Raw genomic sequence first — 25,415 nt, 5'->3', positions numbered from 1 at the left:
CGGCCGGTGAAATTACGGGGGATCATATGGGTCGTTCGCGGAAAATAATGGAAATAACCATCGCGTTCGCGATGGTGGTGAGCGCCGCGCCGCCGGCGGCGGCAGGGAGCGCGCCGCCGGCGTCCGTCCGGATCACGCGCTTCCTGGGCGAGCAGCGGGTGCCGCACCTGGTGCAGTTCGCGGGGACCACCGTGGGCGGTCTGTCCGGAATCGACCGCGACCCCCGCACCGACACGTGGTATTTCGTCTCCGACGACCGCTGGCGCTACAACCCCGCCCGCTTCTACACCGGGCGGCTCGACATCGACCGCCGGTCGGGGGCGTTCTCCGGAATACGCCTGACGGGAGTCACGACGATGCTCAGGGCCGACGGGACACCGTACCCGGCCTACGGCAAGCAGGGGTCGGCCGATCCGGAGTCCATCAGGTACGACCGGTGGAGCCGGCGGCTGTTCTGGGGCGACGAAGGAGATCGACCGGACACCCGAAATCCGGATATTCCGGTGTCGTCCCCGGCGGTGCGCTCGATGGACCACCGCGGCCGCCACACGAGCGCTCTGCCCCTGCCGGAGAACCTGCGGCTCACGACCGCCGAGACCGGGCCGCGGCGCAATTTCGGGTTCGAAGGCCTGGCCGTGTCCAGGCGTACGATCACCGCCGTGACCGAGGGCCCGCGCTACGAGGACGGGCAGCCGCCGACGGCCGAACGCGGCGCGCCCGCGCGGCTGACCGTGTGGAACCGCCAGGGCACCCTGGAAGGCCAGTACGTCTACCCGCTCGACCCGCTGCCCGCCGCGCCCGTCCCGTCCACGGGGCACTCGGACACCGGCGTGTCCGAGTTGCTGGCCATCGACGAGTCCCGCTACCTGGCGCTGGAGCGTTCCTGGGTCGAGGGCACCGGCTACCGCGCGAAGCTCTACGAGATCAACCTGCGCGACGCCACCAACGTGCTGGAGAGGGCCGCACTGGCGAGCGGGAGCCCGTACCGCGCGGTGACCAAGCGCCTGGTCTTCGACCTCGGCACCTTCCGGCCCCCGGTGCAGAACTGGGAGAGCCTGGCCTGGGGGCCACGCCTGGCCGGCGGCGAGTGCACGCTCGTGATCGGCTCCGACGACAACTTCGACGAGCGCGAGTCGACCAACTTCCTGGTGTTCGGCGCGACAGGCTGCCGCTGACCCCACGCGGTGCCGGCGCGTCCCGCCGGCCGCCCGGGTCCGCACGGGTGGGCCGCCCTCTGCGCGGGGAGGGCGGCTCGAGCCGTCCGGGGCCCGCGGCCGTGCGCCAAGGCCGGTGGCGGGCCCGCCGCGGGAGGTTGCCGAGGTGGATGACTCCCTGCTCCGGGGTAGCTGTGCGGGACAGGGACAGGCCGGACGGGAGGGCGGCGATGAGCGGACCGATCGTGGTCGGGATCGACGGGACGGACCGGGCCTGGACCGCGCTGACGTGGGCCGCGGACGACGCCGCGCGGCGCGGGCGGCCGCTGCGGATCGTCCACGTACGCGAGCCGTGGCAGCCGGAGCGGCCGCTGGCGGGCACGCGCCTGACCCTGAGCGAGCGCTGCGAGGCGCTGCTGTCGGACGCCGTCGAGAGGGTTCGCGCCATGGCGCCCGAGGTGGAGACGACGGCCGTGCTGATCACCGGCGCGGTGGTCGAGCGGCTGCGGACCGAGGGCGCCGACGCCGACAGCCTGGTGCTGGGCAGCAGGGGACGGGGCGCGATCGCCGGCCTGATGCTGGGCTCCACCGGGTTCGCGCTGGCCGGGCACGTACGCTGCCCCGCGGTCATCGTGCACGAGCCGCCCGGGCCGGAACGCGGCGAGGTCGTGGTGGGGTACGACGGGTCCGCCGACGCCGACGCGGCCCTCGCGTACGCGCTGGAGCAGGCGAACGCGCGCAGAGCGCGGGTCCGGGTCGTGTACGGCCGCCAGGTGTCCGTGCTGGCGCCCCACCCCGTGGGGTACGGGCCGCTGCCGGGGGCCGGGTTCGGCCAGGAACTGGAGGCGGCGATGGAGCCGTGGCGGGAGATGTACCCGGACGTGCCGATCGAGGACTCCTTCGTCGACCGGCACCCGGTTCCCGCGCTGGTACGCGCGTCCAGCGCCGCCGACCTGGCGGTGGTCGGGTCGCGCGGGCTGAGCAGGCTCACCGCGACGGTGCTCGGCACGGTGAGCCACGGCGTGCTCCAGCGGGCCCACTGCCCGGTCGCCGTGGTACGCGCCCCCTTTCGGCCGTCACCATGACCTGAGCTTCATGAACACCGTCCGGCGGGCCCCGTGAGGTGTGCTCACACGCCGTGGATGCGGCGGCCCGTGATCTGCCGCGGGGAGATGCGGACGTAGAGGAGCCGCTCGCCGCCCGCCCAGGGGGTGACACCGGAGCCTGCCGCGTCCGCCACCTCCTCGGCCGGCACGTGATGGGCGGGACCCTGCACCAGGACGCTCCAGCCCTCGCGGTTGACCTCGTCGATCCGGTCGATCTCGAAGGCGATCACGATGTCGACCCCCTTCACCCCGCTGCGCAGGTCCTCGTCCATGGCGCCGCCCGCCGCGGTGCGGAAGACGATGTCGCCGTCGTGCAGCTTGTAGTTGACGGGCAGCACCGTCGGCCCGTGCGAGCCGTTGAAGGCCACCCGGCCGATCCCGCCGGATTCGATCAGCCGCAGGCACTCCTCCCGGTCCAGCACTTCCAGGGTGGGATGGGCCATGGCGGGGCCGCGTCCGGGCGGACGGTCCCGGCCGCCGCCGAGCAGCTCCTCGACCGTGGTCTGCAGGGCGTCCGCCAGGCGGTAGAGGGCGCCGGTGTCGGGCGTGTCGGCGTTCTCTTCCAGATATTTCACGTAACCGGGTGACATGTCGGCTTTGTCGGCGACCTGCTCCCGGGTCAAACCGAGACGTTCGCGGTGATGAATGATGCGGCGTCCGAAATCGCCGGTACCAGTCATGATCACATCTCCTCGCGTATAGGTGCGGCGCACGGTGCCGTTGATGCGCGCCTCGCGATGGTCGGCGTCGACGAAGATCTGGCGCCCGTGGTAGCGCAGCGGCATGCACACCAGGCCGAGCCGCTCGGGCACCAGCGGGTCCAGCCGCAGCCGCCCGCCCCGTTCGAGCTCCAGGCCCAGGTAGCAGCTCTGCAGCAGGTCGAGCGTGCCGCCCATGGCTCCCAGGTGGATGCCCTCCGCGGTCGTGCCGCCCTGCACGTCACTGACGTCACCGGTGAGGGCCTCGATGAAGAACTCCCAGGACCGCTCCCGGTTGCGGCGGGCCAGGATCCAGGCGTGCACGACGGCGCTGAGCGTGGAGCCGTGGCTGGTGCGCCGCAGGTAGTAGGAGATCGTCCTGGAGATCAGGCCGGGGTCGGGCGCGTAGCCGAGCCGTTCCAGGATCGCGGTCAGCTGCTCGTCGCCCAGCAGGTAGCAGAGCATGAGCGTGTCGGCCTGCTTGGAGGCCTGGTAGCGGTTGACGTCGTCGCCGTCGGCCTCCAGCGCCCGGTCCAGGCGGCGCACGCCGCGATAACGCTCCCAGTCGAGCTCCAGCAGATCACCGTACCCCGTGAACTGGCTGATGACGCCGCGGTGGAAGTCGACCCTCATGCGGCGGCTGACGTCGTCCCAGCGGGCCAGCTCGGCGGCCGGCGGCGCCAGCTGCGGCGCCAGCACGGCGGTCTCGCGGGCGAGCGTCATCAGCCACACGGTCATGACGTTGGTGTAGGCGTTGTTCGCCACGCCGGGTTCGTCGGAGCCCGGGTAGGCGTCGTGATACTCGTCGGGGCCCATGACGCCGCGGATCTCGTAGCGGCCGTCGCGCAGCTCGGCCAGCGAGGCGAAGAACCTGGCGATGTCGAGCACCAGCTCCGCGCACCACGGCGGCATCGAGCCGGTGGCCAGGTAGTGGTGCCACACGTTGTAGGCGATGGCCAGGCCGACGTGGCGCTGGCGGTGGGAGTTGTCCGGCAGCCAGCGGCCGGAGACGGGATTGAGGTGCAGCCTCTGCGTCTCCTCGCGCCCGTCGCTGCCGCTCTGCCACGGGAACATCGCGCCTTCGTACCCGGCCTCCGCGGCCGCGTCCCTGGCCTCGGGCAGGCGCCGCCAGCGGTAGCGCAGCAGGCCGAGCGAGATCTCGGGAAAGCGCAGGTTCAGCCACGGCTCCACGAACAGCTCGTCCCAGAACACGTGCCCCCGGTACGCCTCGCCGTGCAGACCCCGGGCGGGCACCCCGGCGTCGAGGTCGGCGGTGTGCGGGGAGAGCGTCTGGAGCAGGTGGAAGACGTACAGGTGGACGAGCTGCGACAGCTCGGGGCCGTCCACGTCGAGCCGGGCCCGCCGCCACAGGCACTCCCACGCCGACGCGTGGCGGGCCAGCAGCTCGTCGAAGCGCGGCGCGCGGCGTACGTGACGCAGGGCCGACGAGCGCGGGTCGTGGCCGGCGGGGTCGCGCGAACTCGTCAGCGCCACGGTCTTGGTGATCCGGGCCGGCTCACCCTCGGCCAGGTCGAGCACGTGGTCGGAGGTGATGTGGTCGCCGCCCAGCGCGGGCCGCGCGGACGGCGTGTCCCCGTCGATCCTGGAGGCCAGCGCCACCATGACGCGCGCGTTGCGCGTGGTCGCCGTCAGCCAGGCCATGCCGTTGTCCGCGCCCGTCTCGTGCCCGGTGAGATGGTCGCCGCGCAGGTCGCGGTAGCGGGCGACGCCGCAGTTCGTCACCCGGCCCTCCAGCGTGCAGCGCACCCGCATCGGCCCCGACCAGTTCTCCGCGGTGAACGTGGTCTCCAGCGCGGCCAGCGTGGGGTCGGCCATGGACACCAGACGGCGCTGGCGTACGCGCGTGACCCGGCCCGCGCCGTCGCGCCAGCGCAGCTCCCGCGTCAGCACGCCGTGCCGCAGGTCCAGCTCGTGCCGGTAACGCAGCAGTCCGGCCTCCTCGGGCCGGAACCAGCCGCACTCCGGAGTGGCGAACGTCAGCGGCAGCCAGTCGGGCAGGTTGACGATGTCCTCGTTCGTCACCGTACGGCCGGCCACCACCGAGTCGAGCCGGTCGTAGCAGCCCGCCAGGTACGTGCCCGGGGTGCGCGGCTGCCCGTCGGGGGTGGCCCCCCGCGTCGCGAACCGGCCGTTGCCGAGCGTGCACAGCGCCTCGCGCAGTCCTTCGCCGGCGGCGTCGAATCCCTCGTAGACGAGCGTCCAGGCGTTCATCGCCGCCCCACGGGCACCCGCCCGGTCACGCTCGCGTCGGCCAGGTCGGCCACCACCGCGTCGGCGCCGGCCGCGCGCATCGGCGCCTCCTGCGAGCCGCTCCTGTCCACCGCGACGATCAGCCCGAACCCGCCCCTGCGGCCGGCCTCGACCCCGGGCAACGCGTCCTCGACGATCGCCACCTCGGTCGCGGACACCTGCAGGCGGTGGGCCGCCTCCAGGAACAGCGCGGGATCCGGCTTGCCCGGCAGCCCCAGCCCGGCCGCGTCGTCGCCGTCGACCACCGCGTCGAACAGGTGCATCAGTCCGGCGGACGCCACCACCGCGCGGCAGTGCCTGCTGGCCGAGACCACCGCCGTACGGGCCCCGCGGCGCCGCAACTCGTGCAGCAGCGCGACGGTCGAGGGGAACGCGGCCACACCGTGCTTGTCGATCTGCTCCTGGAACAGCGCGTCCTTGGCCAGCCCGAGCCCGTGAACGGTCGGTGCCCCCGGCTCGTCGCGCGGGCCGCCTTCCGGCAGCGAGACGCCGCGCGAGGCCAGGAACGTCCGTACCCCGTCGAGCCGCGGCCGGCCGTCCACGTACGCCAGGTAGTCGGCGCGGATGTCGAACGGCGCCGCCCCCCGGCCCCGCAGGAAGGCGTCGAACACGTGCTTCCACGCGGCCGCGTGCACCCGCGCCGTGTCGGTGACCACCCCGTCGGTGTCGAAGACCACCGCGCGGAGTCTGCTCAGGTCGAAGGTGGACATGTCAGGACGCTACCCGCGTACGGGGCCGCCAGCCCTGACCGTGCGACCCGGCTACCGGACGGGACGGACGGGACGGCCACCACGCGGGCTTCCCGCGGTCCTGGGCCATCGGGGGTACGTTGGGTTCGCCACCGTGAGCGCTGTCGCAGGAGGTCCGCATGAAGGTGTTCCGCGTGCCGCTCCCGCTGGCGGCGCTCCCGGTCGCCGTCGCGGTCACCGTCGCCGGCTGCGGGGGCGGGACGGACCAGGAGGCGACGGCCACCGCGCCTCCCTCGACCGCGCCTTCCTCGATCGGGCCGCCCTCGACCGCGCCCACCGGCCCGCCCAGCCCGTCCGGCTCGCCCTCGACCGCCCCGGACGCCGGCACGCCCGCGCCGGGCGAGTCGCTCGTCGCCGGCCGCTACCAGCCGCTGTGGCCGTTCTCCACCCAGGAGGAGGCGGCGCGCTGGCGGGAGGCCCGGGGCGAGGACGGCGACCAGGCATGGCACCTCGACGCCGCCCGCACCGCGCTCGCCTTCACCCGCGACTACCTCGGCTTCACCGAGATCGACCGGGCCGTCAAGACCGAGCAGGAAGGCGTGCACGCGCGCGTGCACGTCGGCTACCGCAGCCAGGAGGGCGACCGGCCGGCGGTCGCGGCCGTCGTGCACCTCATGCGGTACGGGCCGGGCGAGGACGCCCCGTGGGAGGTCGTCGGCACCGACGACACCTCGTTCACGCTGACGAAGCCGGCGTACGGCACCGCCGTGACCTCGCCGCTCACCGTGGGCGGGCGCATCTCGGGCGTGGACGAGAGCATCACCGTCCACGTGCGCCGGCCGGGCTCGGACGCCCCGCTGGGCGAGCGGTGCTGCGTGCCCGCCGGCGGGCGGAAGGCACCCTGGTCGGCCACGGTCGACTTCACGGCCCGGCCGGGCAGGACCCTCACGGTCGTGGTCTCCACGGGCGGTCACGTGGCGACGGTCGAGCGCTTCGCGGTGACGGGCGTCACCGTCACGTCCTGAAGGCCGGTGCGGACCGCGGCATCGTCAGGCCGGTGAGAGCGTCCCAAGGCCTTGCGATCGGCGGTGCCGGCGGCGCGAACCCGGCTCAGCCGACCGGCGCCGCCCGCAGCTTCTCGCGATATGCGCGGTTCACCGCCATCAGCTCGTCGAGCGCGTCGCGGGTGCGGACGAGGTCGGCGATGTGCGCGGAGAGCCGGTCGCGCTCCTGCGCCATCCGTTCCAGGGCGGCGTCGGAGGTTTCCTCGCTGGGCGAATCGACGCACGGGAGCACTTCGGCGATGGTGCGGCTGGACAGGCCCGCGGCGTACAGGCGCTGGATGAGCGTGACCCGTTCGACCACGTCGTCCGTGTAGTGCCGCTGCCCGCTCGCGCTGCGGGTGCTGGCGAGCAGCCCCTGCTCCTCGTAGTAGCGCAGCGACCGGACGCTGGCTCCCGTGTGTGACGCGAGCTCACCGATGCGCACGTCGTCCTCCCCGTGTGATCTCCGGCACAAGACCTGCCTCTGACATTCATGTGAGCTTTGAGCCTACTCGGCGCACCGCGCTCGCCCGCCGCCACCTGCCGACCCCGGCGGCTAACATGGATGACCGTTCGTTGACCAGCGGAGGCATCATGGGCAGGCCCCGGACGACCAGCGACGAGGCGATCATCCAGGCCGCCGCCCGCGCGATCGGCCGGCACGGGCCGCAGAGCCTCACCCTGGCCGCGGTCGCCCAGGAGGCCGGGCTGTCCCCGGCCACCCTGGTGCAGCGGTTCGGCTCCAAGCGCGGCCTGCTCCTCGCGGTGGCCGGGCAGGCCGGGGAGAGCGTGGCGCGGCCGTTCCTGCGGGCCAGGCAGGAGCACGGGTCGCCGCTGGAGGCGCTGCGGGCCGCCGTGGCAGGCCTGTCGGAGAGCGTGGCCACCCCCGAAGAGCTGGCCCACAGCCTCGGCTTCCTGCAACTCGACCTGACCGACCCCGAGTTCCGCGCGCACGCCGCCGAGCACGCCCGGCGTACGCGCGAGGAGATGGCCGCGCTGCTGGCCGAGGCGGTGGCGGCGGGGGAGCTCGCGGGCGAGACGGACGTCGCGCGGCTGGCCCGCGCGGTGCAGGTGACCTACAACGGCGTGCTCATCCTCTGGGCGCTGACCGGCGAGGGGGCCCTCGCCGACGCGATGCGCGACGCCCTCGACGAGACGCTGGGCCCCCACAGGAAGCTCTGACCCTTCGCGGGACGGCTGCGCCGGCGCGCGATTCGGTATACCGAAAAATGGCCCGTGCAGGCTGAGGGCAGTGGTGGCGCTGGTACAAGGGAGGCGAACCGATCTTCCAGTGTGGGAGCGTTCCCACCGGTAGTTGAAGAGAGAACCCTGTGCACCACCAGCACCTCAGGCTCCCGGCGCTCTTAGCCGGCGCCGCCCTCGTCCTCGCCCTCGGCGCGAGCCCCGGCCACGCCGCCCCTCCCGGCCAGACCGCCACCGGGGTCCCCGCCACGGCCGGCCAGGTCGCCGCCGAAGCCGGCGAACCCCTGACCATCACGCTGATCACCGGCGACGTCGTCACGTACACGCCGGTCAAGGACGGCGTGCCCAAGATCTCCATCCAGGAGGCCCCGCGCCCCGGCGGCACGCCGGTCAGCTTCGCGACCCTCCCGGCCGGGAGCGGCGGCCGGCTGGTCCTGCCGTCCGACGCCGCCCCCCTGGTCAGCTCGGGGACCCTGGACGAGACGCTGTTCGACGTCGACACGCTGGCCCGCGAAGGGCGTACCGACCGCATCCCGTTGCTGGTCACCTACCGGGGCGAGCCCGCCGCGTCCGCGCTGCCCGCGACCGCGAGAGCCCTGGCCGGCGCCGCGGACGTGCGCCCGCTGCCCAGCATCGACGGGGCCGCGCTCACCGTGAAGCCGGCCGACGCGGGCCGGTTCTGGAACGGCTTCCTCGGCGAGCGGCCCGCGCTCGAGAGAACGGCGGGCGGCATCGCCAAGCTCTGGCTGGACCGGCAGGTCACCGCATCGCTCGACAAGAGCGTGCCGCTCATCGGCGCGCCCGCCGGCTGGGAGAAGGGCTTCGACGGCACCGGGACCAAGGTCGCCGTGCTCGACACGGGCATCGACGCCGAGCACCCCGACCTCGCGGGCAAGATCGCCGCCAGCGAGAACTTCTCCACCTCGCCGAGCATCACCGACAAGCAGGGCCACGGCACCCACGTCGCCTCCACCATCGCCGGCTCCGGCAGCGCGTCGGGAGGGACGTACAAGGGCGTCGCGCCCGGCGCCTCCCTGCTGATCGGCAAGGTGCTCGGCGACAACGGCAGAGGCGAGTGGTCGTGGGCCATCGCCGGCATGGAATGGGCAGCCGAGCAGGGCGCCGACGTGGTCAACCTGAGCCTGGGCAGTTGCTGCGGCGACGGCACCGACCCGATGAGCCAGGCCGTGGACGAGCTCACCAGGAAGCACGGCACGCTGTTCGTGGCCGCCGCGGGCAACGCCGGGCAGACGCTCACGGTGGACACCCCCGCCGCCGCCGGCGAGGCCGTCGCCGTCGGGTCGGTCGACAAGGACACCGGCACGTCGCTGAGCGGCTTCTCCAGCAAGGGACCCCGGTTGTACGACGCGGCCGTCAAGCCGAACATCGTCGCCCCAGGCGACGGCATCGTGGCCGCCCTCTCCTCCGCCTCGTCCGGCAAACCGTACCCGGGCAACGAGCGCTACACCGCCGGCTCGGGCACCTCCATGGCCACCCCGCACGTGGCCGGCGCCGCGGCGATCCTGGCCCAGCAGCACCCCGGCTGGGACGCCGGCGAGCTGCGCGACGCGCTGACCTCCACCGCCGCGCGCGACGGCGGCCACAGCTGGTTCGAGCAGGGCAGCGGCCGCGTCGACGTGGCCCGCGCGGTCGCCCAGCAGGTGTTCGCGACGTGGGCCGTCGACTTCCGCGTGCTCGCCGGCGAGCCGGTCACGCGGCAGGTCACCTACCGCAACACCGGGAACGAGGACGTCACCCTGTCCGTCGCGCCCGCGACCCGCGGCTGGAGCGGCAGGCCCGCGCCCGAAGGGGCGGTGCGCCTCAGCACCGGGAGCGTCACCGTGCCCGCGAACGGCTCCGCCACCGTCGACGTCACCGTCGATCCCGCCAAGGGGGAGGCCGGCGCGTACGGCGGCTGGATCACCGCGAGCGGCGGCGGCGCCGAACTGGTCACGCCGTTCAGCTACTACACCGGCCTGCCCACCCACCAGCTGACCGTCTCGCTGGTCAACTCCTACGGCTTCAAGGAGTTCGGCAGCGGACGCGCGGGCACCGAGCCGCTCGTCTACTACATCCCGACGAAACGGAAGGTCAGCCCCGAGGACCCGTTCCACCCGGCCGGTTACTACACCGCGCGCACCGACGCCCAGGGCAACAGGCAGGTGCCGCTGCCCGCGGGCGAGTACGAGGTCGTCACGGTGATCCACGACGCGACGACCGCGAACCGTACCAGCATGGTCATCGCGACCGTCACGCTCGACGGCGACAGGACCGTCACCCTGGACGCCCGCGACACCGTGCCGATCAGGCCGGTCACCAAGGAGAAGACGGAAGGCGACGGAAGGGCCTGGTACGTCCGCACGTTCACCGACCGCAACAACCCCGTCTCCGTGTACGCGGGCACCGCTCCCGGCCAGGACCTCCACGTCACGCCCGTCGGCGAGGTCCCGGTCGGCGAGATGCGGCTCTCCCACGGGTGGCGGCTCGACCCGGCCGCGCTGACCTCCGCGACCGCGGGCCGGCTCCGGCTCGACCCCGTCTACGACGTCGCCGGCATGCACGCCGCCCTGACCGAGGAGCGCACCCTCCCCGTCGTGTCCGTGGGGCAGGGCAGGGAGGCGGACTTCCAGGACGTCGACGTGGCGGGCAAGCTGGTCCTGGCCGGAGTGCCGGTCCCGGACGGCTCGTACCGGGGCGCGGCAGGGGCGATGGACCAGGCGGCCAAGCTCGCCGCCGCGCGCGGCGCCGCCGGCTTCGCCGGCTACCTCGACGCCGACGGTGGCAGGGCCAGGGCGCCCTACTCCACCGGGCAGTTCCTCGGGCTGGGGCTGAGCGCCGAACAGGGTCGCGCGCTGCGCGCCGCCGTGGACGCGCGGCCGGTCTCCATGCGCCTGGTGCCGGACGACGCGGCGGATGACCAGGGACCGGTGTACCGCCTGCGCTACGACGAGCGCGACCGGATCCCCCGCAAGGCCCCCACGGTGGACACCCGGGACCTCGTGCGCATCGACGCCCAGTACCACGCCGACCAGCCGGGCACCGCCGGCCGGGAGTTCGGGTCGTCCACCACGGACGAGGAGCCCGGCGAGATCACGTACGGGCAGCCCCTGACCATGCCGCTGGCCCGCACCGAGTACTTCGGCCCGGTCGACGACAAGGTCACCTGGAGCCGCGAGATCACCAACCAGAGCCTGCGCCTGCACTCCAGCGACCGCTTCACCCGGCACGACCGCCGGCAGAGCGAGCACTGGTTCAAGGCGCCCCTGGCGCCGGGCGCCGCCGAGCAGCCCAAGGGTTACCCCGCCGGCGTGCCGTGCGTGATGTGCCGCGACGGCGACCGGTTCGTGCCGCTCGACCGGTGGTCGGACTCCGACCCGCGCCACCTCACCGACCTGAGCACGGCCGAGGTCAAGTCCGCGCCACGGCTTTTCGCGGGCGACCGGGAGATCCCGGTGCAGGGGCGCGCGCCCCGCTCGTTCACCGTCCCCGGGGGGAGCGCGGCGTACCGGCTGGAGAGCGTCGACACCACCAAGCGGACACTGTCGCCGAAGGTGAGCACCGAGTGGTCGTTCGCCTCCTCGCCGCCGTCCGGCACTCCGGACGGGCAGTCCTGCTCGTACGGGCCGTCGTGCGCCGTCCAGCCGGCGATCCTGCTCAGCTACGACCTCCCGCTCGACCTGCTGAACCGGGCGCGGGCCGGCCAGCCGTTCACGTTCGAGATCGGGGCGGGCCCGCACGGGTCGGTCCCGAAGAAGCACGCGGTCAAGCGGCTCGAGGCCGAGTACTCGGTCGACGACGGCGCCACCTGGCTGCCGGCGCTCACCGGGAAGCGGGGCCAGGACCGCTACCAGGCGCTCGTGGTGCACCCGCCGCTCTCCGCCACCAGCGGGTACGTCTCGCTGCGGGTCACCGCGTCCAACAAGGAGGGAGCCACGGTCACGCAGACCATCGAGCGGGCGTACGCGCTGAAGTGAGCCGCGCCGCCGGCGCCTCCCGCGACACCCGCGGGAGGCGCCGGCACCGCGCACGCGATGATGGTCGAAAGACGTCTCGTGTCGAACGGGAGCCATAGATGCGAATCGGTGTCGTATTTCCGCAGAACGAGATCGGCGCGGACGTGGGCGCGGTGCGCGCCTACGGGCAAGCGGCCGAGGAGCTCGGATTCCGGCACGTGATGGCCTTCGACCACGTGGTCGGCGCCGACCCGGCGGTCCACCAGGGCTGGGAAGGCCCCTACGACGTGCGGAGCACCTTTCACGAACCCCTGGTCCTGTTCGGCTATCTCGCCGCGCTGACCAGGCTGGAACTGGTCACCGGCATCGTCATCCTGCCCCAGCGGCAGACGGTCCTGGCGGCCAAGCAGGCGGCGGAGGTCGACCTGCTCACCGGCGGCCGCTTCCGGTTCGGCGTGGGGCTCGGCTGGAACCAGGTCGAGTACGAAGCCCTGGGCCAGGACTTCGCCACCCGGGGCAGGCGCATCGAGGAGCAGGTCGGGCTGATGCGCCGGTTGTGGAGCGAGCAGTCGGTCACGTTCGAGGGCAGCTTCGACCGGGTGACCGGGGCGGGCCTCGCGCCGCTGCCGGTGAGCAGGCCGATCCCCGTCTGGTTCGGGGCGCAGTCGCCTCCGGCCTACCGCCGCGCCGGCCGGCTGGCCGACGGGTGGTTCCCGCAGATGTCTCCCGGACCGCGGCTGGACGAGGCGAGGGCCATCGTCGAGGAGGCCGCCTCGCAGGCCGGACGCGACCCCTCCGCCATCGGCATGGAGGGGCGCGTCAGCTGGACGGGCGACGCCGACGAGCTGGGCGCGCTGGCGGGCCGGTGGCGCGAGGCCGGTGCCACGCACCTGGCCGTCAACACCATGAAAGCGGGGCTGAGCTCCGTCGACGAGCACATCGCCGCCCTGGCGACCGCCTCGGTCGCACTCGGGCTGCGCGAGAGCTGAGCCGGGTCGGAGCGAGGCGGGGCAGGGCTCACCGGTCGAGCGGGCACGGTCGAACGGCAGGGTCAGATCGAGGCGAGGCCGGCGCCGACCAGGACGCGCAGGTGCTCCAGCAGGTCTTCGGTCGTGGCGGCGAGCGGCTGGACGCAGACATGGTCGGCGCCCGCGTCGAGGTGGTCGCGCACCCTCTCGATGATCGCCTCCGGGTCGCCCCAGGCCACGATGGCGTCGACCAGCGCGTCGCTGCCGCCACCGGTGACGTCGTCCTCGCTCCAGCCCAGGTCGAGCAGGTTGTTCACGTAGTTCGGCAGGCCGAGGTAGAGCGACATGAAGCGGCGGGCGGTCTGCCGCGCCCGTACCGGATCGGTGTCCAGCACGACCGTCTGCTCCGGTGCCAGCACGGGATCGGGGCCGAGAACGGCACGGGCGCGCGTGGTGTGCTCCACGGGGACGAAATAGGGGTGCGCCCCCTGCGTGCGCTGGGCGGACAGCTCCAGCATCCGGGGGCGGAGCGCGGCCAGCACCCGCGGCGCCGGCGCGGGCAGCGGGCCGCCGTATTTCGCCGAGTCCATGGCGTCGAGGTAGTCGCGCATCGCCGACACCGGCCTGCTGTAGTCATGACCGCGCATCTCCACGGCGGGCGCGTGGCTCACGCCCAGGCCGAGCACGAACCGCCCGCCGTACGCCTCGGCGAGCGCGCTCGCGCCGTTCGCGGCGGCGGTGGCGTCGCGGGCCCAGATGCTGGCGATCCCGGTGGCGATCATCATGCTCTGGGTCGCGTCGAGCAGCAGCCCCGCATGGACCAGCGACTCCTTGCCCGCCGGGGTCTCACCGAACCACAGCGTGCCGAAGCCCAGGCTCTCGATCTCGCCGGCGGCGTCCCGCTCGACCACGGCGGGCTCGCCGGTCAGCGTGGCGTTCCAGACACCTACCCGCCCCATGCGCCGCTTCAGCGCCGCCACGTCGATGCTCGCCTCCGGCATCGCAGTCACCACCTTGGTCGTCACCTGTCACCCAGGCCACCACGATATGTGGCGTAACGTCGGCGTAGCGCAAGGCCCGCTTCATGACTTGCCGTCGTCTTTGTCACCCGCCCGGCCCGCGCCGCCTGACGCGCCGTCTCTGTCACGTGCCGCCCCCGCCGCAGCCGCCTCCACCGCAACCACCGCCGCCGCTGTCCCCGCCGCTGCTGCTGCCGCCGCTGAAGTCGCCGCCGCCGTAGCCGCCGCCCGAGTGCGACCCCGAGCGGTCGGAGCCGAACAGGCCGCCGAGGTCGAAGAAGCCGCCACCGCACGACCCTCCGCCGGAGGCGCCGGCGGCGTCGTGGACCGGGATGCTCGTCCTGCCGTACGACCCGCAGTGTCCCGGAGCGCAGCACGCGGCGCGCGATCGGGTCCTGGTCCGGGTGTCGCGGCGCAGCGTGTCGGCGAGCCGCCGGTCGGGCAGCTTCGTCAACCCGTGCAACGCCACCTCGCTGATGTCGTCGGAACTCTGCCACGAGCCGTCCGCGAGGGCCCGGACGTCCGCCCGCTCCAGCGCCGCCCGTCCGGACCTGGTGAGCGGGTCGGCCAGCCGGCGGCGGAGCAGGAAGGAGCAGCCGAGCCCGGCCACGGCGGCCACGACCGCGATCGCGACCGCGCCCACGGGGCCGTGCAGAGCCGTCCCCACCGCGGCCGCGAGCACCGCCAGCGCGGCGAGGACGACCAGCAGGCCGGTACGCCGCCGTGCCCTCACCCGGGCGGCCGGCGGCATCAGGTAGCCCCGCCGCAGCAGGGGGGCGGACAACCATCGCATCGCTTCGGCGTCGCCGGCGCCGTGGCGTACCTCGGCCGCGGTGGATCCGCCCATCCCGCCCTTGACCTGCCGGTATACCGCTCGCTCGATCCGGGCCCGCTTGCTCGGCCGGAAGCCCTGCACCGGCGTGACGACCCCCTCGCTGGACACCCGGACCCCGCCCTGGGCGACCAGCGACACCAGCGCCGTGTTGATCACCCGGCGCGGCCCGCCCGCGAGATAGGCCGCCTGGTAGAGGTCGAGTGGAGAGCCTGTGGCCGGCGCCGTCCTGGATCGGGCGGCGGACAACGCCAGGTGTGTACGTGCCGCGGCGAGGGCGATGAGTGCGACCAGCGAGATGGCGATCGCGTAGGAAACCCCGTCCATTGTGTCTCCCCTTGAGCAGAGAAATGATGAAACGCAGGCGGCCCCCTGTGCTTGGAAGACGTTCCCCGTCCGGCCGGCGGTTCCCCGGCGAATGAGCAGAACGAGCAGAAGCGCCGCGAGCGCGCCCGCGATCCGCTGATCACCGTGCGGCGCCGGCCTGGCCGCGACCCGTACCGGCGTGGAACGCGGGGCTTGCGGGTGGCGTGCGCCCATGAGGGGTTTAACCAGGCAATATCCTGATACGGCGGGGCTCGGGCGGGCAGGGACCTATGAGGGACCCATGCCTCTGCCGGACATGATGGCGACACCCGGAGAGTGCCGTCAGGGGGTGTTCGTGATGCGCGACTCGGTGATGCGACAAGTGCGGAGATACCGGTTCGACCGCAACCCGCTGCGCCGCCGATCCGACCGCCTGGAGAGTCTCGCGCTGCTGGTCGCCGTGTTGCTGGTGCTGCTCAGCGCGTGGCCCGCGGTGACGGCGGGGCGGCAGGCGTACCAGAGCGCGGCGAACGCGGGCGCCGGCGGGCGGTTGCAGGTGAACGCGACGCTGCTGGCGGACGTGCCCGTCAGCCCGACGTCGCTCGGCTCGGTGCCCAGGGGCGGCCCGGTCCAGGCGCGGTGGACCATGCCCTCCGGGCAGGAGCACACCGGTCAGGTACGCGGGCCCGCCATGGCCAAGGCGGGCACGACGGTGCGGATCTGGGTCGACGAGACCGGCCGGCCGGCACTCCCGCCGCCGACCGCGGTGGAGATCCACGTCACCGGCGTGGTGACGGGGATGCTCGTCATGCTGGCCGCGGTGGCGGCGGTGCTGACGGCCCTGGCGGGGTTCCGGTGGCTGGTGAACCGCGGCCGGTACCGCGCGTGGGAGGACGCCTGGTCGCTGGTCGACGAGCGGCGGCGCCGCCGCTCGTAGGCGCATCCCCATCGCCCACACGTGACATCGCCCGTAACGGATGATTCCGCGCGGTCGGTGCGCATCATGATATTTCCTGCTTTGGCCGTCGGGTGCCGACACGCCAGGCAGCGCGCAACCTCCGTAACCGGCGCGGGTGTGGTGGACATGCGCCGACATGCACGGAGGGTGCCAGGACGATGACTTACAGTTTCCCCGTCATTTTCAGTCATCGCCTGTTCAGGGGGACAGATGAGATCACGGACCATCCCGATCACGACGGCCGCCGCCCTGGCCATGACCGGCCTCATGGTGCCGGTGGCCGCCGCGTCGGGGGCCGGCAGGGCCGCTGCACCCGTGGCGGGGCCGGCGGACACGCGCCCGCGGTGGCCGCACGGCGCGGACAAGTCGCCGGAGATGGACGCCCACCGGTCGAGCGACTTCTGGACGCCCGCCCGCATGGCGGCCGCGCTCGGCGCGCCCCTGCCGGAGACCGAGCTGACGCCGTACCACGGCGAGGGCGCGGCCCGGGTCACCGGCGTCCCGTCGTCCCAGCGGCTGACGCCCGGCGGTGACAGCAACGGCTACGCCAAGGTCCGGCGCCCGTACAGCAAGCTCCCGCACACGCGCGCGGCCGGCCGGCTGTTCTTCGTCGACGCCCACGACAAGCTCAGGTCCTGCACCGCGGCCGTGGTGCGCTCGCGCGACGAGTCGCTGATCGTCACCGCCGCGCAGTGCGTGTACGGCGAGCCCGGCGACCACCACGAAGGGGGGTACCGCCAGGATCCGCGGCACCACGGCTGGCATCGCTACCTGCTGTTCGTGCCCGCCTACGACGGGCGGAAAGAGCGGGAGCCGTACAGCCGCTGGGGGGCGGTGCGCGCGTGGAAGCCGAGCGCCTACACCGGCCACGAGGGCGGAGGCGCCAACTCGCCGTACGACGTCGCGCTGGTGGAGGTCGAGAACATCTACACCGACCAGACGTTGCAGGACCGGGTGGGCGGCTACACCGTGCTGCGCAACCAGGGGGGCTACTTCAAGGTCAACACGATCGGCTACCCCGCCGTGCACAAGAACCGCGCCTACCAGGGCAAGGACCAGATGTGGTGCGAGGGCCGCACCCGCCCGGCCCGCCCCTACGAGCCGCGCCGCCACGACGTGCGGTTCGGCGGGCTGACCACCCACAACTGCCAGCTGGTCGACGGCGACAACGGCGGCCCGTGGATGGTGCGCGCCCCGGGCAGCGGCCTCGTCGGCGTGACCTCCACCGGGCGGTCGCACAACGGCGACAACGGCAGCACCACCGCCACGGCGCTGGGCATCGACTCGTACGGCGCCATCGTCAAGGCGGCCGACCCGGAGGGCGTCTACGACCAGCTGTCGATCAGCGCGGACGTGGCGGACGGGACGATCGAGCAGGGCGAGAGCACCATAGCCACGCTGACGGTCGCCATGAACGGCCTGAGCGGCGCGGCGGACGTGCCTGTCAGCGTCCGGCTGCCGCGCGGGTTCCGCCTGGTGCCCGACTCCGAGTCCGACTGCGAGGGGACGAGCGGCGAGGTGACCTGCACGATCGACACCATCTACCCGGGGCAGACGGTGGAGCTCAACCTGCGGATCGCGGCCGACGACGTCGCCCCCGGCAGGTACCGGTTCCGTGCGGACGTCGAGCGCACCCACCTCAACCCCGACCCGCGCGGCACCGTCGCGTACTTCAGGATCCACGTCGTTCGCTGATCGTACGTGAACGCCGCCTCGCGGCGGTTCAGGCACCGGCCCGCCCTCCTTTGGGGGCGGGCTTGGCCCTGACGTGCATGCGCTCGCCCTGCGGGCCGAACAGGGCCAGCACCTCGGCGGGCTCGGAGTCGGGGTTGGCGAAGCCGTGCGGCGTGCGCGTGTCGAACTCGGCCGCCTCGCCCGGGGTCAGGATCACGTCGTGCCGCCCGAGCAGCAGGCGCAGCCGGCCCGACAGGACGTACAGCCACTCGTAACCCTCATGGACCTGCTGCTCCAGCTCGCAGCCCGGCCAGTGCGGCGGGTAGATCTGCTTGAACGCCTGCAACCCGCCCGGCCGGCGGGTCAGCGGGATGTACGTCCTGCCTCCCTTGAGCTTGACCGGCCGCATGTGCACCCTCGGGTCGCCGGTGACGGGCGCGTCGATCAGCTCGTCGAGCTGCACCTGATGGGCCGTGGCCAGCAGGAGCAACAATTCCAGTGTCGGCTTGCGCTGCCCGGCCTCCAGGCGCGACAGCGTGCTGACGGAGATGCCCGTGCTCGCGGACAACTGCGCCAGCGTCACGCCGCGCTCCTGTCGCAACGCCCGCAGCCGCGGCCCCACCGCCTGCAGCACTTCGTCGAGTTCCATGGATCCAGCTTGCCATTTCGGCAATGATATTTGTCAAACTCGCGCCTCGTCGCGGACAGTGGCCGCACCACACGGACAAGAGGAGCGGCAATGGACACGAGATATGACGTGATCGTCGTAGGCGGCGGCGCCGCCGGGCTGAGCGGCGCGCTCACGCTGGCCAGGGCGCGGCGCAGGGTGCTGGTGATCGACGCGGGGGAGCCGCGCAACGCGCCCGCCGATGGTGTGCACGTCTACCTGGGGCGCGAGGGCGTGCCGCCGCACGAGCTGCTGGCGGCCGGCCGCGATGAGGTGACCGGGTACGGAGGCGAGATCGTCACGGGCACGGTCGAGACCGCCGAGCGCACCGGCAAGGGGTTCCGGCTCGCGCTCGCCGACGGGTCGCAGGTCGAGGCCGCCCGGCTGCTGGTTACCACCGGACTGGTCGACGAGCTGCCCGACGTGCCCGGGCTGGCCGAGCGGTGGGGCCGCGACGTGCTGCACTGCCCGTACTGCCACGGCTGGGAGGTACGCGACCAGGCGATCGGCGTCGTGGCCACCAGCCCGCTCGCCGTGCACCAGGCCCTGCTGTGGCGGCAGTGGAGCGACGACGTGACCCTCTTCCGCCACACCGCGCCCGAGTTCGGCGAGGAGGAGATCGAGCAGCTCGTCGCCAGGGACGTCACGGTGGTGGAAGGACGTGTCACCGGGCTGCAGCTGACCGGCGGGCGGATCAGCGGCGTGCGGGTGAACGGCACGGTGGTGCCGCGCCGGGCCCTCGCCGTCGCCACCCGGATGACCGCGCGCTCCGGCCTGCTCGCCGGGCTGGGGCTGGAGACGGCCGAGCAGGAGATGGCCGGGCACGTGATCGGCACCTACGTCCCCGCCGATCCGGCGGGCGCGACCGGCGTGCCCGGCGTGTGGGTGGCGGGGAACGTGACGAACCTGCCCGAGCAGGTCATCGGTGCGGCGGCGGCGGGTGTGCGCGCGGGCGCGGCCATCAACGCCGACCTGATCGCCGAGGAGACCCGCCGGGCCGTCGCCGTCCGACGGGCGCACGCGGGTGGCCAGATCTCTCCGGAGGAGTTCTGGGACGCCTTCTACACCGAGCGCCCGCAGATCTGGAGCGGGAGGCCCAACGTCATGCTCGTGCGCGAGGCCACGGACCTGGAGCCGGGCCGGGCGCTCGACCTGGGATGCGGCGAGGGCGCCGACGCGATCTGGCTCGCGGAGCGGGGCTGGCGGGTGACCGCCACCGACATCTCCCGCGTCGCCCTCGACCGGGGCGCCGAGCAGGCCAAGGCCGCAGAGGTGGCCGACCGTATCGACTGGCAGCGGCACGACCTGGGCAGCACGTTCCCCGACGGGCACTACGACCTGGTCTCGGCCTCGTTCCTGCACTCGAAGAGCGAGCTGCCGCGCGAGAAGATCCTGCGCTCCGCGGCGGCGGCCGTCGCGCCCGGCGGGGTGCTGCTCGTCCTCGGGCACGGCGGCTGGCCCAGCTGGGAGCACGACCCGATGCCCGGCGTGCACTTCCCGACGACGCAGGACGTGCTCGACGCGCTCGACCTGCCGGAGGGGGAGTGGGAGGTGCTGCGCAGCGAGGAGTACGAGCGCAGCCAGCACGACCACGAGGGCCGGCCGGGCACCCGCACCGACAACGTGCTGAAGATCCGCCGCCTTCCCTAGGGCCGTCGTTGACGGGGTCGCTGATCCCTGATCTTCTGATCGCGCGGCCCCGTCCCCCGGCTCCGTCCCTGGGGCCGTTCCATGCGGAGGTGGTGTCCCATGCCGACGGGTTTGAGCTGCGTGCGGGCTGGCGGGCCAAGCCGGCCCAGCGCACGGTGTCCGACTCGATGTGGCAGTCGGGAGCCGCGATCACCCTCCTCGACCTGGGCAAATACCGGGTGACCACGTACAGGGACGGCGTCCTCGTCCGTGACCAGCAGGAGCAGCTGCTCAACCGGCTGGACACCCTGTTCGGGCCGCACAGCACCACCTCGCCGGAGAACACCAAGGCCAGGAGCGTCAACGAGTCCATTCTCGGCTCCCAGGCCGGCGCCTTCCACACCTGCCTGACCGGCCTGGGCAACGACGCGCTCGCACGGCCACGACAGGGGCTCCTGGCCCGCCGTCCTGGTCGACTTCCTCCAGTACGCCTACGGCACCGCCCCGGCCCGCTGCCCCAACGCCTGAGCACGGCGTCGTCGTTCTAGCGGCCGTGGGTGGTGAACCATGTCGCGATCTGCACCCGGGAGGAGAGGGACAGCTTGGTCAAGATGTGCTCGACGTGCCCTTCGGCGGTGCGCTGCGCGATGACCAGCCTCGCGGCGATCTCCTTGTTGCTCAGCCCCTGGGCGACCAGTTCGGCGACCTCCTGCTCGCGAGGCGTGAGGACGGAGGGCCGCGGGCGTTCGGCCGAGGAGCCGCGGTCGACGTCGAGCGCGTAGTCGACGGCCTGGTCGAGGGACAGGCCGGCGCCCCGCTGGAAGGCGCTCATGTACGCGCTCGCGCCCAGGGCGCCGCGCACCCGCGTCTGGCAGATGTTGTGGAAGTCGGTGAAGGGCCGCAGCCCGGGCGTCACCGTGCCGATCGAGCGCCACACCATGCCCGCGGCGCCGAACAGGGTGGCCGCCCGCTCCTCCCGGCCGTGCGCCGCCTCGATCCAGGCCAGCACCTCCAGGCTCTCGGCGACGCCCCACCGGTCGTCGTGGCGGCGCATGACGTCGAGCCCTTTCTTGACCAGCGCCGCCGCCCGGTCGTGCGCCCCCTGGAACCAGTGCGAAAGGCCCGCCACCCACAGCGCGTTGGACCTGGACAGGTAGGCGCTGAGGCCCTCGCACATCGCCAGGCACTCACCCGCCGAGGACGCGGCCTGGTCACGGTCGCCCAGCGCCGAGTGGACGATCGCCAGGTGGAACAGGGTCATCCACCCGCCCGCCTGATCGCCGTCGGCCAGGTAGCGCTCGCGCGCCTCCAGCAGGAGCGCGAGCGCCTCGCGGTGCTCGCCCTTCAGGTGGGCGGCCAGCCCCGAGAAGTGGGTGGCACAGGTCAGCGCGCCCGGATGGTCCAGCCGCAGCGCGAGATCGTGGCACTCGCTGAGCAGGGGCAGGGCGGCGTCCACGTCACCCTGTCTGAGCGCGAACCAGGCGGCCACCCACAGCGCGTCGGCGCGGACCGGGGTGGCCTCGGGAGCCGCTTCGAGGGCCCGGGTCAGCAGGCGGCGGCCCTCGCCGAAGGAACCCGCGGCGAAGAGCCAGTAGTTCCACAGCGAGGTGACCATCTCCAGCGCCGCGTGCGCCTCGCCGGGCTCGCCGAGGCTGAACTCCAGCGCCGTCCTGAGGTCGTCCTTCTCGTGCTGGAGCCTGGTGACCCACCGCGCCTGGTCGGGGCCGAACCACTCGTCCCGTGCCCGCCGCGCCAGGCCCAGAGAATAGTCGCGGTGCCGCCGGCGCAGCTCCGGCTCCTCGCCGGAGTCCACGAGGATGGCATGGCCGTATGCACGGATGTTGTCGAGGAAACGATATCGGGCGCGCCCGGCGCGCTCGGAGCGCGTCAGGATCGACTTGTCGAGCAGACCGACGAGCAGGTCGAACACCTCCTCCGTGGCGATCTCGCCGCCGGAGCAGACCTGCTCGGCGGCTTCCAGGCCGAACTCGCCGGGAAACACCGACAACCGGGCCCACAGGGCGCGCTCGGCGGGGTCGCACAGGTCGTAGCTCCAGTCGATCGCCGCGCGCAGCGTCCGGTGCCGGGGGACGGTGGTGTGCCGCCGGTTCACGAGGAGCCGGAACCGGTCGTCCAGGCGGTCGAGGATCTGGGCCACGGACAGCACCCGCACCCGCGCCGCGGCGAGCTCGATGGCCAGCGGAACGCCGTCCAGCCGCCGGCACAGCTCGGCCGCCGGCTCGTTGTCGTCGCCGAGGGCGAAGTCCGGCTGGACGGCCGCCGCCCGCTCGGCGAACAGGGTCAACGCCTCGTCGGACGCCGTGGACCGGCCGTGCCCGGGCAGGGCGAGCGGCGGCACCGTGAACACGCACTCGCCCTCCACGCCGAGAGCCTCACGGCTGGTCGCGAGGATCCGCAGCCCAGGGGCCGCGCCCAGCAGCTTGCCGGCGAGTACGGCCGCCGCCATGGGCATGTGCTCGCAGTTGTCCAGCAGCAGGAGCAGCTGCCTCGACTCCAGGAGTTCCACTAGGCCGGAGTCGGGCCGCTGCGGGGATTCGTCGCGGAATCCCAGGGCGTCGAGGACGGCGGGGGCGAGTGACTCGCCGTCGCTCAGGGGGGCGATGTCGACCAGCCACACGCCGTCACGGAACGCCCGGCGCACGTCGGCCGCGACGCGCAGCGCGAGCCTCGTCTTGCCCACACCGCCGGCGCCGGTCAATGTCAGCATGCGGGCCTGGGTCATGAGCCGCCGCGCCTGGGCGAGCTCGTGGCGGCGGCCGACAAAGCTGGTCAGTTCGAGCGGCAGGTTGCCGTCGGGCCGTTTCGTGGCCATGTCCCACAGTAACGTGACAGGTCAAGCCCGGCCGCCCGCGGGCCCAGACGCCTGGAAATCTACATTGTAAAGGCGCCGGGCTCGGCGCCGTACACGGTGCCCTTGCCGGAAAGCCGCACCGGCGGCGCGGCGGCCGGCACGAAGGCCGACTGCCCGGGGCGCAACGTGAGGCCCTCTCCGAGGCGGCTCTCGCCGTCGACGCAGAGCACGATCCGCGGTACGCCGCCGGGCAGGGTGTGGGCGGCCTGGCCGGTCAGGTCGTAGCGGGTGAGCGCGAACTCGGGGGCGGGCGGCCGGTAGCGGTGCTCGCCGGCGGTGTCGTGCCCGGGAGGGACGACGTGCGGGGCGGCCGGCGTGAAGTCGACGACGCGCATGAGTTCGGGGACGTCGACGTGCTTGGTGGTGAGGCCGCAGCGCAGCACGTTGTCGGAGTTGGCCATGATCTCCACGCCGATGCCGCCGAGGTAGGCGTGGGGCACCCCGGCGCCGAGGTAGAGCGCCTGGCCGGGGAGCAGGTCGACGTGGTGGAGGAGGAGTGCGGCCACGATGCCGGGGTCACCGGGGCACGCGCGGGCGATGCCGGCGTAGGGAGCGAGGTCGTCGCCGCCGGAGCCGGCGCCGGTGCCGCTGCCGGGGCCGAGGTCGAGCAGGGCGCGCTCGACCTGGGCGCGCAGCGGCCGGGACGCGTCGTCGAGCATCTGGGCGAACACCGTGCGCAGGGCGGTCTCCGGCTCGCCGGAGCGGAGCGTGCCGATCCAGGGCCGCAGGTCCGGCAGGCGCAGGCGGTCGAGCAGGTCGGCGGTGCCGGCGGGGTCGCGGAACCCGCACAGCCCGTGGAAGGGGGTGATGGCGCAGACCATCTCGGGCTTGTGGGAGGCGTCCTTGTAGGTGCGGGTGGCGTCGTCGAGCGGGACGCCGCGGGCGTTCTCGTCGGCGAAGCCCGCCTCGGCCTGCGCGGTGGTGGGGTGGACCTGGAGGGAGAGCGGCCGCTCGATGGCGAGGACCTTCAGCAGGTAGGGGAGCGCGGGCCCGAATCGTGCGGTGGAGCGCTCGCCGAGGGTGGCGGCGGGCTCGCGGGCGATGAGGTCGTTGAGGGGGATGCCGTCGACGGTCGACGGGGCGCCGGGGTGGGCGCCCATCCAGAGTTCGGCCTGCGGCCGGCCGGTGGGTTCCGTCCCGAACAGCTCGGGCAGGGCGGTGACCGAGCCCCAGTCGTAGGGGCGGATGGTGGTGGCCAGGCGCATGGGCGCGTCGGTCGGCGGCAGGTCGTTCTGTGGCACGGCGTCGGCTCCAATCGTCGTCCCTGGAGCGTAGAACGCGATCGGCGGGCGTCAGCACTCAGGTGCCGTGTTGCGGCCCGGAACTCCTACGGCTCCGGCAAGCCGTTACTCGGTGTGGGTCGCGGTGACCCCGGCTCCGCCGGGGCCCGAATGCGGTGGTCAGTTACGTTGGCGCAGTTCTTCGTTGATGCGCAGCGCCTCGGCGAGCTGGTCTTCCAAGATGATGATGCGGCAGGCCGCCTCCAAGGCAGTGCCCGCATCGACAAGTTCGCGGGCACGGGCGGCCAGGCGGAGCTGGTAGCGGGAGAAACGGCGGTGGCCGCCTTCGGAGCGCAGCGGCTCGATCAGCTTGGCGGCTCCCAGACTGCGCAGGAACGCCGGGCTGACGCCGAGGATCTCGGCCGCCCGGCCCATGCTGTAGGCCGGGTAGTCGTCGTCATCGAGCCGTTGCTCGGGACTGCCGGAGGCGGCGGCCGCCTTGCCGGCCGCCGTGTCTTGTGCGCGGTGGTGCGGGTTTCGCCCGGAGGGTGACACCTGGTGTGTTTGATCCATCTAACCTTCCCGAATGCGAACAGGGGCCCCGGCGCATGGATGCGCCGGGGCCCGAATGAGGTTTAACACCATCGACCGGCCATCCGGCCGGTTCACTTCTTCCGCAGATGTCCGCCAGCTGAGGCGGGGTGCGGGGATCGCGTAATCGTGACCGTAGACCACCGTCCTGTTCGTGGAGCTGCGGTACCCGTGCGGCGATGACATCCAGCCGGCAACGGGCGATCCTGATGGCGTTCAACACTCCTTTCCGGTTTTTCCTGCGCCGACAGCCTGCGTCGACGTTGTGCAACGGCAGCGCGTCCACCGCCCCGGCCCTCTACCAACCGCACTGGCCGCGGCAGTCCGACCTTCTGCCTTCCTGCCTTTCCTCGTGTTTCCCACTGCTTGTCCACGTCCGTCCGGGCAGTTCGTCATGGTGCTCGTTCTGCGCTGCCCTCGTGGATCCGTCCCTTGCGATGTCAGAAACATTATCCCCTACAGGCGCGAATGTCTACCGTGACGACAACAGATTTTCTGCTCGCGAAGGAGGGGTACCGGACCTCACCCCGACATGATCGACGCCAGAACGGGGCAGAATCCC

The 25,415-nt window shown here is 73.0% G+C and carries 19 protein-coding genes; 10 read left to right on the top strand and 9 right to left on the bottom strand.

What is annotated here, in order from left to right; translation table 11 throughout:
- Positions 1-47 precede the first annotated feature (47 nt).
- Positions 48-1,175, top strand: a complete 1,128-nt coding sequence (locus tag ABGB14_RS15780; protein WP_347644395.1) for an esterase-like activity of phytase family protein — start codon at positions 48-50, stop codon at positions 1,173-1,175.
- A 209-nt stretch (positions 1,176-1,384) separates the two neighbouring features.
- Positions 1,385-2,239, top strand: coding sequence for a universal stress protein (locus ABGB14_RS15775; protein WP_347644394.1), 855 nt, complete (start codon positions 1,385-1,387; stop codon positions 2,237-2,239).
- 44 nt (positions 2,240-2,283) lie between these two features.
- On the opposite strand, the gene ABGB14_RS15770 is transcribed toward ABGB14_RS15775, so the two are convergent.
- Together ABGB14_RS15770 and ABGB14_RS15765 are read right to left on the bottom strand one after the other, a co-directional pair.
- Positions 2,284-5,190, bottom strand: coding sequence for a pyridoxamine 5'-phosphate oxidase family protein (locus tag ABGB14_RS15770; RefSeq protein WP_347644393.1), 2,907 nt, complete (start codon positions 5,188-5,190; stop codon positions 2,284-2,286).
- Positions 5,187-5,939, bottom strand: a complete 753-nt coding sequence (locus ABGB14_RS15765; RefSeq protein ID WP_347644392.1) for an HAD-IA family hydrolase — start codon at positions 5,937-5,939, stop codon at positions 5,187-5,189. Before ABGB14_RS15765 ends, ABGB14_RS15770 begins: the two co-directional genes overlap by 4 nt.
- A 158-nt stretch (positions 5,940-6,097) precedes the next feature.
- Between ABGB14_RS15765 and ABGB14_RS15760 the strand changes: the two genes are divergently transcribed.
- Positions 6,098-6,943 carry a hypothetical protein gene (locus ABGB14_RS15760; protein ID WP_347644391.1) on the top strand — a complete coding sequence of 282 codons (846 nt, stop codon included), beginning with the start codon at positions 6,098-6,100 and terminating at the stop codon, positions 6,941-6,943.
- Positions 6,944-7,028: 85 nt separating this feature from the next.
- Here ABGB14_RS15760 and ABGB14_RS15755 read toward each other — a convergent pair whose 3' ends face one another.
- On the bottom strand, positions 7,029-7,406 hold the full coding sequence (locus ABGB14_RS15755; protein WP_347644390.1) for a MerR family transcriptional regulator: 378 nt from the start codon (positions 7,404-7,406) through the stop codon (positions 7,029-7,031).
- A gap of 149 nt (positions 7,407-7,555) precedes the next feature.
- On the opposite strand from ABGB14_RS15755, the gene ABGB14_RS15750 reads away from it, so the two are divergent.
- The 3 genes from ABGB14_RS15750 (at position 7,556) to ABGB14_RS15740 (ending at position 13,106) form a co-directional block, all read left to right on the top strand.
- A complete protein-coding gene (locus ABGB14_RS15750) occupies positions 7,556-8,143 on the top strand; it encodes a TetR/AcrR family transcriptional regulator (protein ID WP_347644389.1) in 588 nt (195 codons plus the stop codon).
- Between the two features lie 149 nt (positions 8,144-8,292).
- Positions 8,293-12,138: a S8 family serine peptidase gene (locus ABGB14_RS15745; protein WP_347644388.1), complete on the top strand. Its 3,846-nt coding sequence runs from the start codon at positions 8,293-8,295 to the stop codon at positions 12,136-12,138.
- Positions 12,139-12,236: 98 nt separating this feature from the next.
- A complete protein-coding gene (locus tag ABGB14_RS15740) occupies positions 12,237-13,106 on the top strand; it encodes an LLM class F420-dependent oxidoreductase (RefSeq protein ID WP_347644387.1) in 870 nt (289 codons plus the stop codon).
- A gap of 62 nt (positions 13,107-13,168) precedes the next feature.
- Here ABGB14_RS15740 and ABGB14_RS15735 read toward each other — a convergent pair whose 3' ends face one another.
- Both ABGB14_RS15735 and ABGB14_RS15730 read right to left on the bottom strand, forming a co-directional pair.
- On the bottom strand, positions 13,169-14,086 hold the full coding sequence (locus tag ABGB14_RS15735; RefSeq protein WP_347644386.1) for an LLM class F420-dependent oxidoreductase: 918 nt from the start codon (positions 14,084-14,086) through the stop codon (positions 13,169-13,171).
- A 142-nt stretch (positions 14,087-14,228) separates the two neighbouring features.
- Positions 14,229-15,263 (bottom strand): TIGR04222 domain-containing membrane protein, encoded by a 1,035-nt coding sequence (locus ABGB14_RS15730; RefSeq protein WP_347644385.1) that lies wholly within the window; start codon positions 15,261-15,263, stop codon positions 14,229-14,231.
- 280 nt (positions 15,264-15,543) lie between these two features.
- On the opposite strand from ABGB14_RS15730, the gene ABGB14_RS15725 reads away from it, so the two are divergent.
- Positions 15,544-16,179 carry a hypothetical protein gene (locus ABGB14_RS15725; RefSeq protein WP_347644384.1) on the top strand — a complete coding sequence of 212 codons (636 nt, stop codon included), beginning with the start codon at positions 15,544-15,546 and terminating at the stop codon, positions 16,177-16,179.
- A 231-nt stretch (positions 16,180-16,410) separates the two neighbouring features.
- On the top strand, positions 16,411-17,895 hold the full coding sequence (locus tag ABGB14_RS15720; protein ID WP_347644383.1) for a hypothetical protein: 1,485 nt from the start codon (positions 16,411-16,413) through the stop codon (positions 17,893-17,895).
- A 28-nt stretch (positions 17,896-17,923) separates the two neighbouring features.
- On the opposite strand, the gene ABGB14_RS15715 is transcribed toward ABGB14_RS15720, so the two are convergent.
- Positions 17,924-18,523, bottom strand: coding sequence for a helix-turn-helix transcriptional regulator (locus tag ABGB14_RS15715; protein WP_347644382.1), 600 nt, complete (start codon positions 18,521-18,523; stop codon positions 17,924-17,926).
- Between the two features lie 90 nt (positions 18,524-18,613).
- Between ABGB14_RS15715 and ABGB14_RS15710 the strand changes: the two genes are divergently transcribed.
- Together ABGB14_RS15710 and ABGB14_RS15705 are read left to right on the top strand one after the other, a co-directional pair.
- Positions 18,614-20,191, top strand: coding sequence for an FAD-dependent oxidoreductase (locus tag ABGB14_RS15710; protein WP_347644381.1), 1,578 nt, complete (start codon positions 18,614-18,616; stop codon positions 20,189-20,191).
- Positions 20,192-20,280: 89 nt separating this feature from the next.
- Entirely contained in the window at positions 20,281-20,718 is a 438-nt protein-coding gene (locus ABGB14_RS15705; RefSeq protein WP_347644380.1) for a hypothetical protein, read from the top strand.
- On the opposite strand, the gene ABGB14_RS15700 is transcribed toward ABGB14_RS15705, so the two are convergent.
- The 3 genes from ABGB14_RS15700 to ABGB14_RS15690 form a co-directional block, all read right to left on the bottom strand.
- On the bottom strand, positions 20,715-23,003 hold the full coding sequence (locus tag ABGB14_RS15700) for a LuxR C-terminal-related transcriptional regulator (RefSeq protein WP_347644379.1): 2,289 nt from the start codon (positions 23,001-23,003) through the stop codon (positions 20,715-20,717). The genes ABGB14_RS15705 and ABGB14_RS15700 overlap by 4 nt on opposite strands.
- Positions 23,004-23,062: 59 nt before the next feature.
- Positions 23,063-24,283: a mannose-6-phosphate isomerase, class I gene (gene manA, locus ABGB14_RS15695; protein WP_347644378.1), complete on the bottom strand. Its 1,221-nt coding sequence runs from the start codon at positions 24,281-24,283 to the stop codon at positions 23,063-23,065.
- 159 nt (positions 24,284-24,442) lie between these two features.
- Entirely contained in the window at positions 24,443-24,835 is a 393-nt protein-coding gene (locus tag ABGB14_RS15690; protein ID WP_347644377.1) for a MerR family transcriptional regulator, read from the bottom strand.
- Positions 24,836-25,415: the final 580 nt, after the last annotated feature.

The organism is Nonomuraea sp. B10E15, from assembly GCF_039871615.1.
Classification (GTDB): domain Bacteria; phylum Actinomycetota; class Actinomycetes; order Streptosporangiales; family Streptosporangiaceae; genus Nonomuraea.
Note: the sequence above shows the minus strand (reverse complement) of the source record. Positions and strands in the feature narration are given on the sequence as shown.

Bases quoted from the DNA above. Each gene is read 5' to 3' on its own strand.
- ABGB14_RS15715 (WP_347644382.1), bottom strand. From the start codon at position 18,523: ATGGAACTCGACGAAGTGCTGCAGGCGGTGGGGCCGCGGCTGCGGGCG.
- ABGB14_RS15730 (WP_347644385.1), bottom strand. From the start codon at position 15,263: ATGGACGGGGTTTCCTACGCGATCGCCATCTCGCTGGTCGCACTCATC.
- ABGB14_RS15765 (WP_347644392.1), bottom strand. From the start codon at position 5,939: ATGTCCACCTTCGACCTGAGCAGACTCCGCGCGGTGGTCTTCGACACC.
- ABGB14_RS15780 (WP_347644395.1), top strand. From the start codon at position 48: ATGGAAATAACCATCGCGTTCGCGATGGTGGTGAGCGCCGCGCCGCCG.
- ABGB14_RS15740 (WP_347644387.1), top strand. From the start codon at position 12,237: ATGCGAATCGGTGTCGTATTTCCGCAGAACGAGATCGGCGCGGACGTG.
- ABGB14_RS15770 (WP_347644393.1), bottom strand. From the start codon at position 5,190: ATGAACGCCTGGACGCTCGTCTACGAGGGATTCGACGCCGCCGGCGAA.
- ABGB14_RS15750 (WP_347644389.1), top strand. From the start codon at position 7,556: ATGGGCAGGCCCCGGACGACCAGCGACGAGGCGATCATCCAGGCCGCC.
- ABGB14_RS15725 (WP_347644384.1), top strand. From the start codon at position 15,544: ATGCCTCTGCCGGACATGATGGCGACACCCGGAGAGTGCCGTCAGGGG.
- ABGB14_RS15775 (WP_347644394.1), top strand. From the start codon at position 1,385: ATGAGCGGACCGATCGTGGTCGGGATCGACGGGACGGACCGGGCCTGG.
- ABGB14_RS15700 (WP_347644379.1), bottom strand. From the start codon at position 23,003: ATGGCCACGAAACGGCCCGACGGCAACCTGCCGCTCGAACTGACCAGC.
- ABGB14_RS15720 (WP_347644383.1), top strand. From the start codon at position 16,411: ATGAGATCACGGACCATCCCGATCACGACGGCCGCCGCCCTGGCCATG.
- ABGB14_RS15760 (WP_347644391.1), top strand. From the start codon at position 6,098: ATGAAGGTGTTCCGCGTGCCGCTCCCGCTGGCGGCGCTCCCGGTCGCC.
- ABGB14_RS15735 (WP_347644386.1), bottom strand. From the start codon at position 14,086: ATGCCGGAGGCGAGCATCGACGTGGCGGCGCTGAAGCGGCGCATGGGG.
- ABGB14_RS15690 (WP_347644377.1), bottom strand. From the start codon at position 24,835: ATGGATCAAACACACCAGGTGTCACCCTCCGGGCGAAACCCGCACCAC.
- ABGB14_RS15710 (WP_347644381.1), top strand. From the start codon at position 18,614: ATGGACACGAGATATGACGTGATCGTCGTAGGCGGCGGCGCCGCCGGG.